Here is a 17,685-nt window from a genome sequence, read left to right as displayed (position 1 = left end):
AAATTTGAATGGAAGATAAGGACGCGCCAATGAGAATTCAAGTTGAGATAAGTATATATGGGGGGAAACGATAAATGAAAAACAAACCGACCATCGCGATTGTCGCACATGACGCCGGCGGTTTAGGTGGAATGGAGATTCACCTGAATGAAATGATCATGCGACTTAAAGAGGACTACCATGTGACGGTCGTCGCTTCTTCTTTACAGGTGACCGATTCCGAAGGCGTAACCTTTATTAAAATACCGGTTATTAAAAGGCCTGTACCCATTCGGCTCATTTTATTTGCGATATTCGCCAGCATTCGGCTTCTGTTTGTCAAACGCGATATTTTGCATACAACTGGTGCGATCGTATTCAATCGGGCGGATTTTTCTACCGTACATTTTTGTCATTCAGGTTACCTGAAAGCGACAGGGGGTTCGCGGGTAAGCAGCGGCGGTTCTTTCTTTCGCAAGCTGAACAGCGGCCTCGCTTCCTTTATCGCCCGTACGATGGAGCGTATCGTGTACCGGCCGGGTCGTACCAAGAGGCTGCTGGCAGTTTCCAATCGCGTACGGGAAGAAGTGTTGGCGGATTTCCCGTATATGCCGGAGCAAGTAGGTTACTTGCCGAATGGGGTAGACATCCATAAATTTAAGTCTATTGATGACGAAACGAAGAAGAAGCTCCGCAAGCAATACGGAATTCCGGAGGAGGGCCATTTTCTGCTATTTATGGGCGGGGATTGGCCGCGCAAAGGACTTGATCTCGTCATCGAGGCATTCAATCAAGCCGCCGAACGATTCCCAGATTTGTATTTACTGGTCGTAGGCAAAGGCGAACGCGAGATGTATCAGAAGATGGTTTCCCCGAGCTTTCGTGAACGCGTCCTGTTCACCGGGAAACAATCGGAACCGCATCATTGGTTTGGAATGAGCGATATTTTCGTGTTTCCTTCGAGCTACGAGACGTTCTCGCTAGTCGTGCATGAAGCAGCAGCGGCCGGCATGATCGTTATTTCTACCAAAGTCGGCGGCGTGGAAGATTTAATTGCCAACCAGGTGAACGGTTTCATTCTAAACCGGGATCGCGGTGAAATCGCTGCCGCGCTGATCGATATATTAAGCGACGTGGAACGCTATCGCGTTTTTGGCGAGCGGGCCAGGGCAAGAGTGGAGCAGCTGACCTGGGAAAACATGCACCGGATATTGATCCGGCATTATGAGGAGAACGATCAAAGACTTGGGCAAAAGGCTTTATCTTAAAGAGGAATAGGGGGGAGGGCTGTGAATGGCGGAACACGATTCGAACTATAAAATTATTGGTTTTGCTACGCAAGGCAGCAATGGAGATGACGAGCACCGGCTGAAATCATTATTAAGCCAAGTACCGGCAACTTATTATCCTTTTGAGCGAAACAAAAAACATCAAAACTTTTGGCGTATTCTAAAAAAAATCGTTCGTGAAAAACCGAATCTAGTTGTGATGGAAGGAACCGGACTCTTCGGAGGCATGGCGCTTATTTTGGGTAATTTGTTCGCCGGCGTGCCTTATATAGTGAGCAGCGGGGATGCCGTCGGCCCTTTTATCGCCAAAAAGCAACCCGTCCTAGGCCCGCTGTTTCTACTATACGAAAAATGGCTTTACCGCAGATCGATAGGCTTTATCGGCTGGACGCCTTACTTGGCGGGAAGGGCGATGTCCTACGGCAGCAAATATGCGATGACTGCCGCCGGCTGGGCGCCGTTCGAACATTCCGATGAGGAATTAAAACGCTTCAGAACGCAAATTAGAGCACAGTACGGCATTCCCGATCATCACATTGTTGTGGGCATTGTCGGATCGCTCAATTGGATTGAACGGATCGGCTACAGTTATGGCTATGAGCTTGTCCAAGCGGCTCGCAGAGTGAAACGTGATGATATTACCTTTATGATCGTCGGTGACGGAAGCGGGAAGGCGAAGCTGGAACAATTGGCCGGAGATGCATCTGGGCGCAACGTCATCTTTACGGGGCGTGTTCCCAGGGATCAAGTTCCGATGTATTTATCGGCATTTGATATGGCTAGCTTGCCTCAAAGCATCGATCAGGTAGGCAATTTTCGCTATACGACCAAAATTAGCGAGTACTTATCGGTGGGACTTCCCATTTTGGCCGGGACGCTTCCGATGACTTATGACTTATGCGGCGATTGGGTATACCGAATATACGGCGATACGCCTTGGTCGGAAACATATATTCGTTCGTTGAACATGTTTTTGGAAAACATTACGAGAGAAGAAATCGACCTGAAATCGAAACAAATTCCGAAACGCCTTCCCGTGTTTGAAAAAGAACCCCAAATTCGGGCGGTTCGCGAATTCATTACGGATGTCCTTCATAATAAAAAGACGTGCTCTTGAAAAACAGTGACAATCGATTGAAAGTCAAACCGTTTCAAGGCCATCATCTTAGACGGATGATGGCTTTCCGTTCAATAGGTGATAAAAATTACAAAAAGATACTAGATACAGTTTGTATCGAAAGTTATATCCATGTATAATGGAAATATAAACATTTTTTAACGATTAACAATTTCATTATCAGCTGTTAGGCTGATGGATATTGTACATCTTAAGAAAATCATGAAAGAAAGCGATTTCATGATAGGTAACCGTGACTCTTCACGAATGTACAGGAAAGGACGGAATGCACAAAAATGAAATTGGGAAAGCGTATTTCCGAGCTGCGTGAGCGGAAGCAAATTACGCAGGGAGAATTGGCTCAAATTATTGGCGTGACACGCGCTGCCCTTTCTCATTATGAGAATGATCGAAGGCAACCGGATTATGATACGCTGATGAAGATCGCAAAGTTTTTCTCCGTTAGCGTAGAGTACGTCATTGAGGGTAACGAGAACAGTACGCAAATACAAGGCTAGTTACAGGCAGGGCGCTGTTGTCATAGGAGCCCTGTTTATTTTTACATAAATTCATGGTTACAAATTGTATCATTGATGATATGATTAGTGTAATAGATTGATAAAGTTATGCATTGTCTAGTTCCCCGGACATGAATCGGCAGCAGGGGATGGAGCATTAGGAGGATACCGATGACTGCAAAATGGAAGAGGAAGATCGCAGGCAGTATTAAAAGGTTTTTGGATTATTACACCAAGGATCAGACGATGGACGACAAAATCGCCAAGTTAAGGAAGTCCGGGATGACCATTGGAAGCAACGTTTTCATTTATGACTCGATGTTTGATGCGGTTTATCCTTGGCTCATTACAATCGGCAACCATTGTACGTTAACGCGGACGGAAATTCTAACGCATGACGACAGCTTGGTCCTGATTAACGGCCGAAGATACGTCGCTCCCGTGAATATCGGAGATTACGTATTTATCGGGAGGGGAAGCATTATTATGCCGGGGGTGACGATCGGCTCCAGGGTCATTGTAGGCTCCGGCTCGATTGTGACGAAGGATGTAGCTGATGGTTCCGTCGTAGCCGGAAATCCCGCAAAAGTCATAGGCACGGTGGATGATGTTGTGAGAAAAAGAGAAGCCGGGAACCAGCTAATCCCTTACCGCATGAAGAGTAATCTTGTAGAAAACGATGAGGACGAAGCGATAGCAATGTTCGTTCGAAGCTGGAAAGAATCCAATTATAAAAGTTGGGACTTGAAGGCGAATTAATACATCATTGGTTGAGGAAGGTTTGGTTGTATGTCCGCTAAACTGCTTATTCAAGAGTTTATGCTCTATGTCGCCAATCACGTGGTAAACAAAATCCCGTTCTATACTCTGCGTTACTTTTATTACAAAAAAGTGTACAAAATCAAGATCGGCAATCACTCCGCCGTGCATATGGGACAAAAGCTCATGACGCGAGGCGGTATTGAGATAAGCGAACATTCGGTCATTAACCGTGATTGTACGTTGGATGGACGCGGAGGCTTGATGATCGGCAATAACGTGAGCATCTCGCCGGAAGTGATGATTTTAACGGCGGAGCATGAGGTGAACAGCAGTTCTTTCGCCGGAGTACTCGGCAAGGTAGTCATCCAGGATTATGCCTGGATCGGAAGCCGGGCGACGATCTTGCCCGGAGTCACGTTAGGCAAAGGGTGCGTCGTTGCCGCAGGCGCCGTCGTGACCAAAGATGTTCCCGATTATACGATCGTGGGCGGCATCCCGGCGAAAACAATCGGAAAGAGGAATAGCAATTTGACCTACGAATTGGAATATAGGCGCTGGTTTCACTAGAATTTGAAAAATCCGGGGGAAATGACGATGCAGGCAACAAACTTGTTAATTCTTAGTCCGGTTGCTGAAAGAGGCGGGGCTGAGAGGGTGATGGTCGACACGTTAAAGTATTTAAACCGAAGCAAGTTTCACGCGAAAATTGTATTTTTCGAACAAGGCTCACTAGTGGAGGAAATGCGAAGTTTAGGCTATGCGGCGGAAGTGCTCGACGCGGGACGGCTCCGGGATGTCGGCATTTATGTGAGGGTCGTCGGCGCCCTTCGTGGACTCATACGTCAAGACGCGATTGATGTGGTCGTCAGCTGGATGCCCAAAGCGCACTTATATGGCGGAATTGCCGCTCTGCTCGAAGGTAAAAAATCGATATGGTGGCAGCATATGATTCCAAAGCCGCATTGGATGGATCGAATCGCTTCGAAAATTCCGGCACATGGCGTGTTGTGCCCGTCCCGGGTCAGCAAGCACTTCCAAGAGAAGCTGACGCCGAAGAAGCGAGTGATGCTTAACAATCTGGGCGTCGATTTGGAGCAGTTCGGTTCCAAGGTACATTCGGTAAGTGATGCGCGTGCAAAGATGGGACTGCGGGAGGACGCCGTTGTATTCGCTTTTGTGGGGCGACTGCAGCGCTGGAAACGGCCGGATGTCGTTATTCGGGCATTCAATGAAGCGGCCCGGGGGAAAAATGCTTACTTGCTTATTATAGGCGGAACGCTTTTCGGACTGGAGCAGGAGTTTGAGCAGGAATTGAAACAGCTGGCGGAGGTAGGCGACCCGTCGAAGGTCATCTTCTTGGGTCACCAAAAAGATGTAGGGGCGATCCTCGAGGCGGCGGATACGGTAGTTCATGCTTCGTTAATGGAACCGTTCGGCATGGTGATTATCGAATCGATGGCAGCGCAAAAAGCCGTCATTGCCGTAGGACAAGGAGGCCCGGTGGAAATCATCACGAATGGCGATGACGGCTTCCTGTATGACGGCTCACAACAGCAGCTCGTTCATCTCATGGGGCGAATTTTGGACGGGCAACTTCCACTAGAAGAAATGGGAAGAAAAGCGCGATTAACGGTCGAAAAGAAATTTACCGTCACGCATATGGCGGAACGCTTCGAGTCGAATATCCGCTTCATTTTGAACTAGGCAATATCTTCATAAATGATGACGGAAAAATTTGATACTAATGATACAAAATGTATCAATGATGTGTTATAATGATCACAATAATTGTAATAAATACTAAAAATTATGAGGTGTAACGATGAAAAGTGCGTTAATTACAGGGATTACAGGACAAGATGGAGCCTACTTGGCAAAATTGCTGCTTAATAATGGCTACAATGTCTTCGGCATTATGGCCAGAAGAAGCACGAGTACGATGTGGCGGTTGCAATTTCTCGGCATTGAGAAGGAAGTTCAGCTCATTGAAGGGGATATGACCGATGTGTCTTCTCTTGTAAGGGCGCTTCAAGTTTCCAAACCTACTGAAGTATACAATCTGGCGGCGCAAAGCTTTGTCGGTACGTCTTGGGACCAGCCGATCACTACCGCCCATATTACAGGTGTAGGCGTACTGAATATGTTGGAAGCGATTCGTTTGACCGATCCGTCGATCCGATTTTATCAAGCTTCCACAAGTGAAATGTTTGGGCTGATTCAAGAGCCGATGCAGTCGGAAACTACGCCGTTCTATCCGAGAAGCCCTTACGGCGTTGCAAAATTATACGGCCATTGGATTACCGTGAACTATAGGGAAAGCTTCAACATGTTTGCATGCAGCGGCATTTTGTTTAATCACGAATCTCCGCTGCGAGGAATTGAATTTGTTACACGGAAGGTTACCGATGCCGTCGCGAGAATCAAACTGGGCAAACAAAGCGAGCTGCGGCTCGGCAATATCGATGCGAAACGGGATTGGGGGTTTGCCGGCGATTATGTCAAAGCCATGTGGCTCATGCTTCAGCAGGAAAAACCCGATGATTACGTGGTTGCTACCGGCAAAACAACTACGGTAAGAGATATGTGTCAAATCGCATTTAACCATGTAGGCTTGAATTATGAGGATTATGTGGTGATCGATCCCCAGTTTTACCGGCCTGCTGAAGTCGATATTTTGCTTGGGGATTCATCGAAAGCTCAGCAAAACTTAGGCTGGGAAATCGAGACGAGCCTGGAACAGTTAATCCATATGATGGTTGAAGCCGATCTGCATCGCGTCGGCAATGAACATAAGGAAGGAAGCGCTTCGCTTCTCCATTTGGGAGCTTAACGTCACAACCACACTGTAGCGCGGGAGTTTTTAATGATGAGAGTACTGGTGACCGGAGCGGGAGGCTTCGTAGGCAAGCATCTGGTGTCCGAACTTAAAAATAGAAATTACGAAGTTATCGCTGCCGCTTCATCAAGCCGTGAAGATGCCGCAGCGGGCAAACTGCACGGTCTGGATATAACCGATCTGGCTGCCGTTAAAGCGTTTATCGGCCGTACACGGCCGGATACGATTTTCCACTTGGCAGCACAATCGAATGTAATGAAAGCTTGGCATCATCCGTCTGCGGCTGTGACCGTTAATACAGTCGGGTCGCTTCATCTGCTGCAAGCAATTCAGGAAGTTTGTCCGGGCAGCAGAATGATCAATGTCGGTTCCGGCGACGAATACGGACTGGCAGGCAAACAGGGCATGCCGCTCTCGGAAGAGACGGCCTGCCAGCCACAAAATCCTTATGCGGTAAGCAAATTTGCTGCCGGGCAGCTTGTGCTGCAAATGGCCAAAAAAAATAACCTGCAAGCGATTCATGTTAGAGCGTTTAACCATTTCGGACCAGGGCAAGAAGAAGGATTTGCCGTGAGCGATTTTTCATCCCAAATCGCAAGTATCGAAAAGGGTTTACTCTCGCCCGTAATTCGCGTAGGAGACTTATCTGCGCAGCGTGACTTTACTTATATCTCCGACATTATTGCAGCTTATGTCGCCTTGGTAGAGACGGATGTGCCGAACGGCGTATATAACGTTTGCTCCAGCATTCCGAGAATGATTTCAACGGTTTTGGAGCATTTGGTACAAATGTCGGATGTTGATATTCGAATCGAAACGGATGTAGCGAAATTAAGACCGTCTGAAGTTCCCATATTTGTCGGCGCCTCCGGTTTGCTGGAGCAAGTTACGGGATGGAAGCCGAAGACCGTGTTTCTCGACGGGCTGGAACGTACGCTGGATTGGTGGAGATCCAGAGTCGGATTGTGAGTTACCTGCTAGCGGTTGCGTGCTGAATGTACATGCTACCGCTATTTTTGTTGAAATGGACATTTTTGGTTGTAGGAGGAGAACTTGTGAAACGTTTTGAAGAGTTAGATTCGCTTAGAGGATTAGCAGCAATGTCCGTATTGATAGGCCACTGCTTAATTATGCTGCCCTATTTAACTAGCAAACAGTACACTACGGAAATGTGGGTTTGGAATATTATTAAGTTTACCCCAATAAGTGCAATATGGGCAGGGCATGAAGCAGTAATTTTATTTTTTATTTTGAGTGGATTTGTATTGTCAATTCCATACAATAATGGTAAGGAACTACCGTATCCAACATATTTGGTAAGGAGAATTTGTCGAATATACATACCTTATCTATTTGTGATCTTTTTAGCCATTCTATCAAGAACTTATATTTCATCAAGTCAAATATCGATATTTAGTGATTGGTATAATTCTTTATGGCGTAGTGATATAACTATACAAACGATAATCGATCATATTATTTTCTTAGGAAAGTACGATACTAATGCATTAAATACGGTAATTTGGTCATTAGTCGAAGAGTTAAGAATTTCTATCATTTTCCCATTCATTATGCTGCTGGTTATCCGTTTCAATTGGAAAATTAACATTGGCATCGGTTTGACTTCGTCGTTGATCAGCTATGCAGCGTATTACATCAAATGGCATTCTTCAAACACTGCATTGATCAAGGCCGTCGGATATGCGAGTACATTGGAATGGCTGCCGATGTTTATAATTGGTGCAGTACTCGCAAAAAATTCAAATTCAATATGCATGCTCTATAAACGTTTAAGCAGGTCCACTAGAATAGTTATGCTGCTTTGTGGGCTTATGTTATACACCTATTCGCATTGGATGCCATTTGGCGGGAAATTATTGCATATCACTATTGTTGAAGATTGGATTATATTGGCGGGCGCCTCGATTTTTATTATTTTCGCGCTATTTTCGGGAAGTGTCTCAAGATTCTTAATGTTTAAACCAATTCACTTCATAGGGAAAATATCTTACAGCATTTACCTAAGCCATATGATTATCTTGTTAGTCATGGTGAATTTGCTTTATGGATTGATCCCCTTAGCTTTAATATGGTTATTAACAATTATTTTAACAATTGTTATTTCGGCCTTAATGTACTTTTATATTGAGTTACCTTCGATTAAGTTGGGTCGTTTTTTAACAAAAGGCATTACTCGCCGAGAAAACTCCGTAGTAACGAAAGAAAGCAACAAGGCTGCATCAACATAATCCGCGCTGAATAGATATTATCGAATACAGTGAAATCGTTAAAAGGGGATGCTTGCTGCCTCCCCTCTAATCATGAATCTTGGCGAAAACGAGATCTCTATACCGCTGCTTCTTTTGTTTGCTTTGATTTCTTTGACGCTAGCATTACTGCATTTGAAAGCTTCTTCCCTAAATGAATGGAGGGAACTTCCACATACTTATATAAAAAGTAAGAGCCGACGATGGAGAACGCAAATGTAGTGGCAAAAATGAGCCACAGAGGAATCAACCCATACAGTAGCTTGGGACCTACAAGGAGTACAATGGGGTGAAACAAGTATAGGCTATAAGATATTCGTCCCAAAAACTGAACAGGCCTAGTATGTAAAAACTTGGATAACGGATTGTACCCTAGTCCGAGCAGAAGAAAAATAAGGGACCCGAGCGTAATGAACATATCATTGAATAATCTGGTATGGATGACATTCATGCTGTGAAAAAACCAATATTGATAAGTAAAAGTCAAAATACCTGCTGCCAAAATGAACAGCTTCATCCATGCAGGCATTCGATCAAGGTGATGGAGTAGAACGGACTTGTACTTGGCTGTCAGAGCTCCTATGAGAAAGATAGCAGTGTAATGGAATGTTGAAACGTAGGAAGCGAATTGATGAGGTTCCAGACTTGCGGCCTTTTTAAAAATATACGTCAACATAGGGCTAGTACCCAGAATCATCAAAGAAATCGTTACATTAAATTGCCATCCGTAACGTACAACGATTACCATCAATAAAGGGAAAAATATTGATATTCTCATCTCATGAACCAAGGACCAAATCGTATAAAGATAAGCGTCTGTGTTATAATTTCCTATTAGCACAAGGTGATTAAGCAGTAACGCCCACTCCATTTCAACATTCCAAAAAGAATTAAACCATCTACTCAATTGTGCGATTGGTTCAGAGTGAACAAGAAATAAATAAAAGATGATAGCTATGCTCAAAACCGCTGAGTAAGGTATGTAAACCCGGCAAACCCGCTTGATTAAATAAGGGATGAATGGCAGACTATTGCCTTTCAAGAAAGGCAATGCTAACACGAAACCGCTTAAAACGAAGAAAAATACGACCGAGGGATGACCTGCCCATAATAAATGTAAGGGAGTATACTTGAGCAGCTGTACGAATAAGGTTTGGTTCCCCAAATGATCCGGTTCAAAAAAAGACGGAAAAGAAAGTAGAACATGATTCATAACTACAGCAAGGGCGGCTATTCCTCTTAAAGAGTCCAATTCCTCTAACCGTTGATTCACCTCTATACATCCTTTCAATAAATCTATAAGTCCCATATTTTGATACACATTAATTCCAGTAAATAACCGATCGCTTAGTAAGCAATCGGTTATATACGTGAATGAAGCTTAAGGCCACAACACCCCTTGCACGTCGTAATTCCATTGCGGGTATCGGATAATGATCCCTTCGCTTTCGAATTCCATCTTGACGCCTTCTCCGTTTTTCAGATTTGGCAAGGTCAGCACGCCTGCAAGGTTCCCTTGAACATTTGCCTTCAATTGATTTTTCCCTTTCGAATCGGGAGCGACGAGCTCTCGCGGCTGGCTTGCGCTTGCCCAATAAAGCGATACGTTATGCGGCGTAGCGTAGTCGTTCGTATATTTCAGTATCAAGTCGTAAGATTTTCCTGCTTTGAGCGAAATCGTTCCTTTGGTCGGCTGGCCGCAAGCTTTGACGATATTCGTTCCGTCGATATAAAGCTCCATCTTGCAGCCGTCGGTTTCAATAAGAAAAGTGTAGTCTTCCGAATACTTCGGAACAATCGTCCCGGTCCATCGCCAGGAACCTTTTCTGGGAGCAATTTCTCCGGATGCTTTACTGAAGTCGATCAGTTGCACGTCTCTTGTCGATAACGGAGCTTTCGTAAACTCATTGTGGGGGAAGCTTTCTTCCTTGAATGTTCCGGTGGAGCGCACCGGGTAAGGTCCCCAACTGATCGATACTTTGCCCGAAACGTTCGGGATGAAGGAAAAGACGGCTTCCGTAGGTGTCTTTACAAGCTTGGGCCGGGTAATGAGCGGACCTTTGCCAGCCTCCTCAATCATCAGAAATCTAGGATAATCCATAGTCTCCACTTGGACCGTTAACGTTGTTGTCGTTGAGCGCACCAGCTGAACGGGAACGTTCTTGTCGGTAACCGGATCATAAGCGTATACTTTTGCATTCGTTCCTCTTACATTGGACAAGGTCATTTCGAACGTTTCCGGAGGCATATCGTACCGGGTCGAGTCGAGAATGTCCTTTGTGCTGTCCCAAGTATATGTCATGTCTCTCGTAATGTCGTAATAGCCGACGGCAAATTTGTTGGAATCGAGCTGAAAAGGGAGTACGGCAAAATCGTCCCGATGATACACATCAGGATGTTCCGCCGTGCCGTCACCTTTAAACACAAGCCGCGGTTCCGGTTCGTTCAAGCTTTCCACCTTCAGCGGACGCGGCAGATCGATTGCGGTTCCGGTTTTCATCAATCGAACGGCATTGGAGAGTGTGGCAAGGCCGGGTCCGACTTTTTCACGAACGGCGGGGGTTAGAATGTAGTTGCTTTTTTTCAGTTCTTCAAAGAATGCGTCAGGAAGCACCCCGTACGATAAATCGCCGCCTTTGGCAGCAAAAATTTCGGCTGTCTTAATGCCTTTGTGGCTATAAAACGTAAACATGCGCAGCAGCGCCTTCATTCCCATCTGATGCATGACGCGAATGAGATTTTCGTTCTTTGCATCGACTTTTGCTGCGGCCATTAAATCTTGAGCAAAGTTCAACCGGTTCAGATTCGTCTCCGACATCCACACCTCCGCCGGCTTGCCGTTGCCCGGATTCGAATACCGGTAATGATCGCTCCAGGGTCCCGGAAAAGGCTGGATATCGCGGACGACAAATTCCGTTTGATACGCGTAAAACCACCGCTCCGGGAAATAAATGACGTGATCGGGGACGTAGTGCTCCTGATCGATCGTTCCCGTGGCGTTATACGTTACATTTTTCGGATACGTGGTTTCATTCACGTGCGCATAACCGGTGTAGGGATGGCGGCTGAAGCCGGCCTGACCGGTCCACATCATTTTGCCGTTTTCCCAAGGTCTTTGGTTGGAGAAGCCGCTAATGACGCGAACGCCCGGCAGCTTATTTTCCGGCTGGGCGACATATTGGGCTGTCTTCGGAAGCAGCACCTCATAGCCGGTAATCGTCTGGTTTCCTTCCGTGTAGCTGAGTTGGGTCGCGAATGTGAGCGGCGGATTGTAGTAATTGTTGATGTCCAGAAACTGACTGCCGAACGTCCATTCATTCCAAACTTCCAAATCAAAGCCTGCATCGGGGGCGTTTGCTGTACCGAGTACTTTTTTGGCAAAATCGGTAACCGTTTTTACGTAATTCATCCACCCTTTCAAAGTTTCCTCAGCGGCCGGATTCACCGTTCCATCGGCAAACGTCGTGCCGGAGATCGGTTGATACTTCAATTGTACGAGCGTAACGGCCCCCATCGGTATATCTTTCGGCAGCGGCGCGGAAAGTTCGCAGCGTCCGGTTGCGGGATCTACCCAAGTAATAATGGGGTACATCGTTTGGTAAGCCATTCCGATCAATCCGGTGTAGCCCGGACGAATGCCTTCGGTCGACTCCAAATAAATTTCCCGATCTCCGGCTTTTGCGCTTCGGCTCAGCTTAAGCATGAATTGCTTATACGGCGCCGGACCTCCGGAGTTGGCATTGAGCAGAAGCAGCGGACGAATGTTGTTGTCACGGAGCGCGGTAAGTATTTTTGTAAGATTTTGCCCCTGTTGCGGAATGAATTGGGTCTCGTCATCGAAAGACAGATTCCCCCAGTTGAATTCCACCCGAGCCGAACGAATGCCGGAGTCCGCCAACACTTTGGCCGTGGCATCCGCCTCCTGCGCGGTTACATTGAAATTAATGCCTAACGTCTCGAGGAATCGCCCGGAATCCCACGTATCCATATAGGCGCGCCAAGGAGCGCTGTAAAAAGAGCGGGTACCGAACTGAATCTCTTGCTGCCTCCAGTCCGTATAAGGGCGCTCCAGCGGCGCCGCCGATACTGTTGCCGCCGTCCCATCGCGAAATAGTCCGATGCCTGTTATGCAGGTGCTGGCCAGTAAAGCGAACGTCAAAACCAATGGTACAAATCGTTTCATCGCTCTAACTCCTTTCATTATTTTTTGTATGCAAAACGGCATACATATTGACATGATACACTTTGTATACTAAAGTTAAAAGTAGCTATAGATACAAAATGTAACAATTTCGACGGAGGACATTATGGTACTGCCTTTACTCCAAGCTTTGTACGATCCTAACCGCGAGCTTGCCTGGAAACCATCTCAGTACGAGTCGGCACTCAAGGACATCGAGCTATTTTCCCTATCATCTCAAGTCTATCATTTGATGAAGTCTAAGGAAATCGATCAAATGCCCGATTTTTTTGTTGATAGGCTTCGTGAGAAGCATACGAAAGGACTGCACCAGAACCTTCTGATGAAGCACAAGGAGCAGGAAAGCATAACTAAGTTTGAATCGGAAGGATTGCACGTGATTCCTTTAAAGGGCGTTCATTTTGCCGAGCGTTATTTCGGCCATTTCGCGGCGAGGGTATGCAGCGATATCGATCTGCTGGTCCCTGTATCGCAGCTTGATCGTTCCATCGCGTGCATCGAAGAAATCGGTTATGACTTTGAGATCATTAAAGATCACCACGCCCGGCTGCATAATAAAGAAGGTTTGATGATCGAACTGCATTGGACGCTCGATAAGCAGCATTGGTCCGATCTGCATATCGAACCGTTTTGGAGGGATGCGGAGGCGCTTAAGAACTACCGCTCTGTCAAGCAGCTATCGGATCTTCATACGTTTTATTTTATATGCCTGCACGGGGCCAGGCATCAGATGGACTCTATGCGATATGTGCTTGATATTGTGCAAATGATCCATCATTGTGGCGATCGGCTGGACTACAAAAAGCTTATGGAGCAAGCGGTTATCGATAAAACGAACAAAAGAATACAGGCCGCCCTTTCCATCGTCTATCAGCAGTTTCCCCATTTGCATGAATGGAAGCCGCTACCGTTCAGCGTAATTGAAACGCACTGGAGCTATGACGTCATCAGGGATGCGAAGCTTGGTATCCGAACGAAAAATTACTTTTTGTACAAGTTTTTCTTCAAGCATTTGATCTTCGATACGATCCGGCATCAGATGAAGTCGCTGCGAAGAGCTTATTAAGATCTGACGAGGGGAACAAGCTATGATAAACCGTTTTATAATCACGATCGCGGAGCACAAGCTGCTCGTGACCACGGCGTCCGATTTTGTTCAGGCGTATATTCGAGTAAAGTATGGCGCAAGGCCACTACCGTTTACCGCTTCACCGGAAGCAGACCTTATTGTAACGATGGAGGAGGGCTACGGCGCTCCGTTCGAAAATTATCAGGTGGATGTGAACGCAACCTCCGAACAAACGGTGTACAAACGGACCGATTATCTCATCGAGATGGATCATGCCTACCGGGAGATACGGATCTATGTGCATGACGACTTTGCGTTAAAGCATGCGATGGTGAATCTGTACAGCGCCTACATTACCCGGCAGCAATGGGGACTGCTCATTCATTCTTCCTGCTTGCTGGAGCAGAACAGAGCCTACCTGTTTGCGGGCCATTCCGGAGCGGGGAAATCGACGGTTGTTCAGCTTTCATGGCCGAGACCGATCTTATCCGATGAAGCGACGATTGTCAAAATATCCGAACATGGCGTCGTCATCTACAATTCGCCTTTCCGGAGCGATACGGAATTGCCGGATATTCCGGGAACGTACCCGCTAACCGCGATCCAAATTTTGCGGCAGTCTCCGGACAACCGCAGACTGCGCATGGGAGGCATGGAAGGGCTGCAGAGCGTGCTCCATCGCGTGTTTTATTGGGCGCACGATCCGGAGGAAACGAAAAAGGTGTTCCGCATGTGCAAGCTGCTGGCCGAACAAGTGCCTGTATATGAGATGTACTTTCAAAAGAACAATACATTCTGGGAGGAAATATCGTGAACGTTCGATACAAACGGAGCATGAATGTGGAAGCGCTCGAAATGGAGCGGGAATGGCTCATTTTGAATGCGGATCAGTATACAGTGACGAAGCTTAACGAAGTCGGGGGGCTTTGCTGGTCTTTGCTGAAAGAGCCGCAAACGGCGGACTCGCTCGCGCTTACGCTGCAGGATCACTACGATATTACAGCTCAAGAAGCAGAGCAGGATGTACGAACGTTCCTCGCGCAGCTGAGCCAGCTTGGACTTATCGAAGATGCAAGCTGATGCGGCTCTCGTCCAAGCGATGCAGCAACTGATTGTGAAACAAGGGTACATCGACATCCCGTCTCGAGGAGTCAGCATGCTCCCCTTTATCCGCACCGGGAATATATGCAGGTTTGAGCCGATTGAGCCGTTACGCCTGAGAAAAGGGGATGTCGTTCTGTTCGTAAGTGGTTCCGGAACGCTGGTCGGGCACCGGTATTTCGGCCAGACGTTCATCGGCAGCGAGCGGATGTTTCTATGTAAAGGAGATTCGAACGTATACCCGGACGATCCTGTTCCGGCTGACCGGATTATCGGCCGAATGGTCTGGATCCGGAAGCCGATCGGGCAATACCGGGCTTCCGATCCGCGGTTGAAACTGTGGGCATGGCTTGTTACCCGGGTATCATTTGTTTCCCTGACGATTCATACGTATGTAAAGCTCATCAGAAAACTGCGAGGAATGAAAAACCGCTTATGGGCATCATAAATAAATTGCATGTACGTTGGAAACGGTACCTGGAGATCGGGGAAGTAAAGAAGCCCTTGCTTCTGCTGCTGCCGTATGTAGCGCGCTATTGGGAAACGTATTTCTGGTTGTTTGTGCTGATGTTCAGCGGAATCGGCGTGACTTTGTTTTTTACCTGGTTTTTGCAAAACATGACGGATGCGGCGATCGGACGAAATGTATCCGAAGTAAAGACGCTCTTGTTGTATGGCGTATTATTTACCGTATTCAGTAGTGTGCTCAGCTACTTTAACACTTACTTGGAGGCTGCGGCAGTCGTCAAAGTACGCACGGACCTGAAGAATGCGCTGTTTCACCATATGATGCGGCTGCCTGCAAAATATTACGGGAATCAGCATTCCGGTGAAATGGTTTCCAGGCTGACCAATGACGTCAATAACATTGAAGGGGCCATTGGCAGCAATATGTTGAGCGTGGTTCGGCTCCCGCTTATGGCGGTTGGCGCATTCGTGTATTTGTTCCAGATTAACGGCGCACTCGCTTTGCTATGCGTTCTGCTCGGCCCGGTTGCGGCAGTGTCCGGCGCGGTATTCGGCAAATTAATTCGCCGCAACGGACGAGCGGTTCATGATGCGCTTGGGAAGCTACACAGCTTTTTGAACGACAGCTTTGCCGGCTATGCCGTCATTCGCTCGTTCACGCTGGAGAAACAAACGTATCAGCAGTACGAATCGATTAACGGCAAGCTGCTCGGATTGGAATTCAAGCTGGCCCGGCTGCGGGGATGGTTTCAGGCGGGGGCAAGCTCGGCGGGGGCCTTGTCGTTCTTTGTTTGTCTAGGCGTAGGCGTTCACTACGTGATGAACGGCTCCATGTCTGTCGGAGACCTTTTGGCCTTTGTCAATTTGGTACAGTTTCTCGTCTATCCATTGACCGGATTAGCCGGCATGTGGGGGGCGTTCCAGCGTTCCGTGGCAGCGCTCGAACGAGTGCAGGAGGTTTTTAGCGAAGTTCCGGAAACCCGCGAGCTTCCCGCCTACCAACCGGTGTCCGGCGTTAAAGGCTCGATCGAGCTCAAAGGGATTCGGTTCAGCTATGACGGGCAGACGAATGCGTTGGAGCGCTTCGATTTGAAGATTCCGGCGGGGAAAGTCGTTGCTTTGGTCGGGCCGAGCGGAGCGGGAAAGAGCACATTGATTCATTTGCTGATGGGCTTTTATCAGCCGCAGGAGGGAGAAATTTTATTCGACGGACTGCCTGTCAGCCATATGTCGCGAGCGCAATTACGAAGCTGCACCGCATACGTCCCGCAAGAAAACTATTTGTTCGACGGGACCGTCGGAGACAACATTGCTTGCGGTAAAACCGATTCCAGCGAGGAACAATGGGTTCGTGCGGCTAAAGAAGCGAATGCACATGAATTTATTGTGTCGCTGCCAAGCGGCTACCATACGGAAATCGGCGAAAGAGGCGTTCGGTTGTCCGGGGGGCAGCGGCAAAGAATTGCAATTGCCAGAGCCATCCTTAAGGATGCCCCTGTCCTGCTTCTCGATGAGGCGACCTCTGCGTTGGACAGCGAAACCGAATATCAGGTACAGGAGGCGCTGGAGAAGCTGATGAAAGACCGGACAACGATTGTGGTTGCCCACCGCTTATCTACGATCCATAACGCGGATCTTATTGCTGTTGTAGATCAGGGACGTGTCATCGAACAAGGAACGCATGCGGAGTTGATCGGCAAGAACGGATTATATGCAAGGCTGTATCACATTCAGTACAATCAGGAGCGATCTGCCGCCAGCCGGCTGGATCAAGCAAGTGTAAGTCTCGGATAACCGTTCGAGGCTTTTTTTTTGGACGAAAAGAAGAGAACAGGAGCGATTGTTCGTCCTGCTCTCTTCTCGGCTTGAAAAATTAACGTGGGAAATACGTACCGTCCGGCTTCAGGCATATGGCTGCACCCGTGTTCAGGTTCACCCCAGGCATGTTAGGAGGTTTACAAGATAGCAACGTTTCGAAAGTAATCAGATCGTGGTGCAAAACAACAGGCTTGGAATAGAGCTTTCTTTGCATGGTTTCACCTCCTTTTGATACGAAGTGTATCACGAGAATCATTATA

16 protein-coding genes are annotated in these 17,685 nt (G+C 47.3%); 14 read left to right on the top strand and 2 right to left on the bottom strand.

Features of this window, described 5'->3' with window-relative positions:
- The first annotated feature begins 74 nt into the window (after window positions 1-74).
- The 9 genes from ACFQI7_RS17955 (at window position 75) to ACFQI7_RS17915 (ending at window position 8,750) form a co-directional block, all read left to right on the top strand.
- Window positions 75-1,247: a glycosyltransferase family 4 protein gene (locus ACFQI7_RS17955; RefSeq protein WP_218098204.1), complete on the top strand. Its 1,173-nt coding sequence runs from the start codon at window positions 75-77 to the stop codon at window positions 1,245-1,247.
- A gap of 25 nt (window positions 1,248-1,272) precedes the next feature.
- Complete coding sequence (locus ACFQI7_RS17950; protein WP_218098203.1) at window positions 1,273-2,385, top strand: glycosyltransferase; 1,113 nt, start codon at window positions 1,273-1,275, stop codon at window positions 2,383-2,385.
- 296 nt (window positions 2,386-2,681) lie between these two features.
- Window positions 2,682-2,903: a helix-turn-helix domain-containing protein gene (locus ACFQI7_RS17945; RefSeq protein ID WP_218098202.1), complete on the top strand. Its 222-nt coding sequence runs from the start codon at window positions 2,682-2,684 to the stop codon at window positions 2,901-2,903.
- 171 nt (window positions 2,904-3,074) lie between these two features.
- Window positions 3,075-3,662 carry an acyltransferase gene (locus ACFQI7_RS17940; protein ID WP_218098201.1) on the top strand — a complete coding sequence of 196 codons (588 nt, stop codon included), beginning with the start codon at window positions 3,075-3,077 and terminating at the stop codon, window positions 3,660-3,662.
- A 30-nt stretch (window positions 3,663-3,692) separates the two neighbouring features.
- A complete protein-coding gene (locus ACFQI7_RS17935) occupies window positions 3,693-4,232 on the top strand; it encodes an acyltransferase (RefSeq protein ID WP_218098200.1) in 540 nt (179 codons plus the stop codon).
- 27 nt (window positions 4,233-4,259) lie between these two features.
- On the top strand, window positions 4,260-5,369 hold the full coding sequence (locus ACFQI7_RS17930) for a glycosyltransferase (RefSeq protein WP_218098199.1): 1,110 nt from the start codon (window positions 4,260-4,262) through the stop codon (window positions 5,367-5,369).
- Between the two features lie 118 nt (window positions 5,370-5,487).
- Window positions 5,488-6,495, top strand: coding sequence for a GDP-mannose 4,6-dehydratase (gene gmd, locus ACFQI7_RS17925; RefSeq protein WP_218098198.1), 1,008 nt, complete (start codon window positions 5,488-5,490; stop codon window positions 6,493-6,495).
- A gap of 33 nt (window positions 6,496-6,528) precedes the next feature.
- Window positions 6,529-7,470 carry a GDP-mannose 4,6-dehydratase gene (locus ACFQI7_RS17920; RefSeq protein ID WP_218098197.1) on the top strand — a complete coding sequence of 314 codons (942 nt, stop codon included), beginning with the start codon at window positions 6,529-6,531 and terminating at the stop codon, window positions 7,468-7,470.
- An 86-nt stretch (window positions 7,471-7,556) separates the two neighbouring features.
- The gene (locus ACFQI7_RS17915; RefSeq protein WP_218098196.1) at window positions 7,557-8,750 is read left to right on the top strand and encodes an acyltransferase family protein; all 1,194 of its coding nucleotides are present in this window, start codon (window positions 7,557-7,559) and stop codon (window positions 8,748-8,750) included.
- A gap of 97 nt (window positions 8,751-8,847) precedes the next feature.
- On the opposite strand, the gene ACFQI7_RS17910 is transcribed toward ACFQI7_RS17915, so the two are convergent.
- Entirely contained in the window at window positions 8,848-10,041 is a 1,194-nt protein-coding gene (locus ACFQI7_RS17910) for an acyltransferase family protein (protein ID WP_218098195.1), read from the bottom strand.
- A gap of 108 nt (window positions 10,042-10,149) precedes the next feature.
- A complete protein-coding gene (locus ACFQI7_RS17905; RefSeq protein WP_218098194.1) occupies window positions 10,150-12,951 on the bottom strand; it encodes a PA14 domain-containing protein in 2,802 nt (933 codons plus the stop codon).
- A 124-nt stretch (window positions 12,952-13,075) separates the two neighbouring features.
- On the opposite strand from ACFQI7_RS17905, the gene ACFQI7_RS17900 reads away from it, so the two are divergent.
- Genes ACFQI7_RS17900 through ACFQI7_RS17880 form a run of 5 tightly spaced genes read left to right on the top strand, consistent with a single transcriptional unit; the run spans window position 13,076 to window position 17,401 of the window.
- A complete protein-coding gene (locus tag ACFQI7_RS17900) occupies window positions 13,076-14,035 on the top strand; it encodes a nucleotidyltransferase family protein (protein WP_218098193.1) in 960 nt (319 codons plus the stop codon).
- A gap of 22 nt (window positions 14,036-14,057) precedes the next feature.
- Window positions 14,058-14,852, top strand: coding sequence for a hypothetical protein (locus tag ACFQI7_RS17895; RefSeq protein WP_218098192.1), 795 nt, complete (start codon window positions 14,058-14,060; stop codon window positions 14,850-14,852).
- Complete coding sequence (locus ACFQI7_RS17890) at window positions 14,849-15,118, top strand: PqqD family protein (RefSeq protein WP_218098191.1); 270 nt, start codon at window positions 14,849-14,851, stop codon at window positions 15,116-15,118. The genes ACFQI7_RS17895 and ACFQI7_RS17890 overlap by 4 nt, the downstream gene beginning before the upstream one ends.
- A complete protein-coding gene (locus tag ACFQI7_RS17885) occupies window positions 15,108-15,587 on the top strand; it encodes a signal peptidase I (RefSeq protein WP_218098190.1) in 480 nt (159 codons plus the stop codon). Before ACFQI7_RS17890 ends, ACFQI7_RS17885 begins: the two co-directional genes overlap by 11 nt.
- A complete protein-coding gene (locus ACFQI7_RS17880) occupies window positions 15,575-17,401 on the top strand; it encodes an ABC transporter ATP-binding protein (RefSeq protein ID WP_218098189.1) in 1,827 nt (608 codons plus the stop codon). The genes ACFQI7_RS17885 and ACFQI7_RS17880 overlap by 13 nt, the downstream gene beginning before the upstream one ends.
- Window positions 17,402-17,685 lie beyond the last annotated feature (284 nt).

Source organism: Paenibacillus allorhizosphaerae (genome assembly GCF_042659105.1).
GTDB lineage: Bacteria > Bacillota > Bacilli > Paenibacillales > NBRC-103111 > Paenibacillus_G > Paenibacillus_G allorhizosphaerae.
Note: the sequence above shows the minus strand (reverse complement) of the source record. Positions and strands in the feature narration are given on the sequence as shown.

Excerpts from the sequence above, each read along its gene's own strand:
- ACFQI7_RS17955 (WP_218098204.1), top strand. The coding sequence starts at position 75 with ATGAAAAACAAACCGACCATCGCGATTGTCGCACATGACGCCGGCGGT.
- ACFQI7_RS17950 (WP_218098203.1), top strand. The coding sequence starts at position 1,273 with ATGGCGGAACACGATTCGAACTATAAAATTATTGGTTTTGCTACGCAA.
- ACFQI7_RS17945 (WP_218098202.1), top strand. The coding sequence starts at position 2,682 with ATGAAATTGGGAAAGCGTATTTCCGAGCTGCGTGAGCGGAAGCAAATT.
- ACFQI7_RS17940 (WP_218098201.1), top strand. The coding sequence starts at position 3,075 with ATGACTGCAAAATGGAAGAGGAAGATCGCAGGCAGTATTAAAAGGTTT.
- ACFQI7_RS17935 (WP_218098200.1), top strand. The coding sequence starts at position 3,693 with ATGTCCGCTAAACTGCTTATTCAAGAGTTTATGCTCTATGTCGCCAAT.
- ACFQI7_RS17930 (WP_218098199.1), top strand. The coding sequence starts at position 4,260 with ATGCAGGCAACAAACTTGTTAATTCTTAGTCCGGTTGCTGAAAGAGGC.
- gmd (WP_218098198.1), top strand. The coding sequence starts at position 5,488 with ATGAAAAGTGCGTTAATTACAGGGATTACAGGACAAGATGGAGCCTAC.
- ACFQI7_RS17920 (WP_218098197.1), top strand. The coding sequence starts at position 6,529 with ATGATGAGAGTACTGGTGACCGGAGCGGGAGGCTTCGTAGGCAAGCAT.
- ACFQI7_RS17905 (WP_218098194.1), bottom strand. The coding sequence starts at position 12,951 with ATGAAACGATTTGTACCATTGGTTTTGACGTTCGCTTTACTGGCCAGC.
- ACFQI7_RS17900 (WP_218098193.1), top strand. The coding sequence starts at position 13,076 with ATGGTACTGCCTTTACTCCAAGCTTTGTACGATCCTAACCGCGAGCTT.
- ACFQI7_RS17895 (WP_218098192.1), top strand. The coding sequence starts at position 14,058 with ATGATAAACCGTTTTATAATCACGATCGCGGAGCACAAGCTGCTCGTG.
- ACFQI7_RS17885 (WP_218098190.1), top strand. The coding sequence starts at position 15,108 with ATGCAAGCTGATGCGGCTCTCGTCCAAGCGATGCAGCAACTGATTGTG.
- ACFQI7_RS17880 (WP_218098189.1), top strand. The coding sequence starts at position 15,575 with ATGGGCATCATAAATAAATTGCATGTACGTTGGAAACGGTACCTGGAG.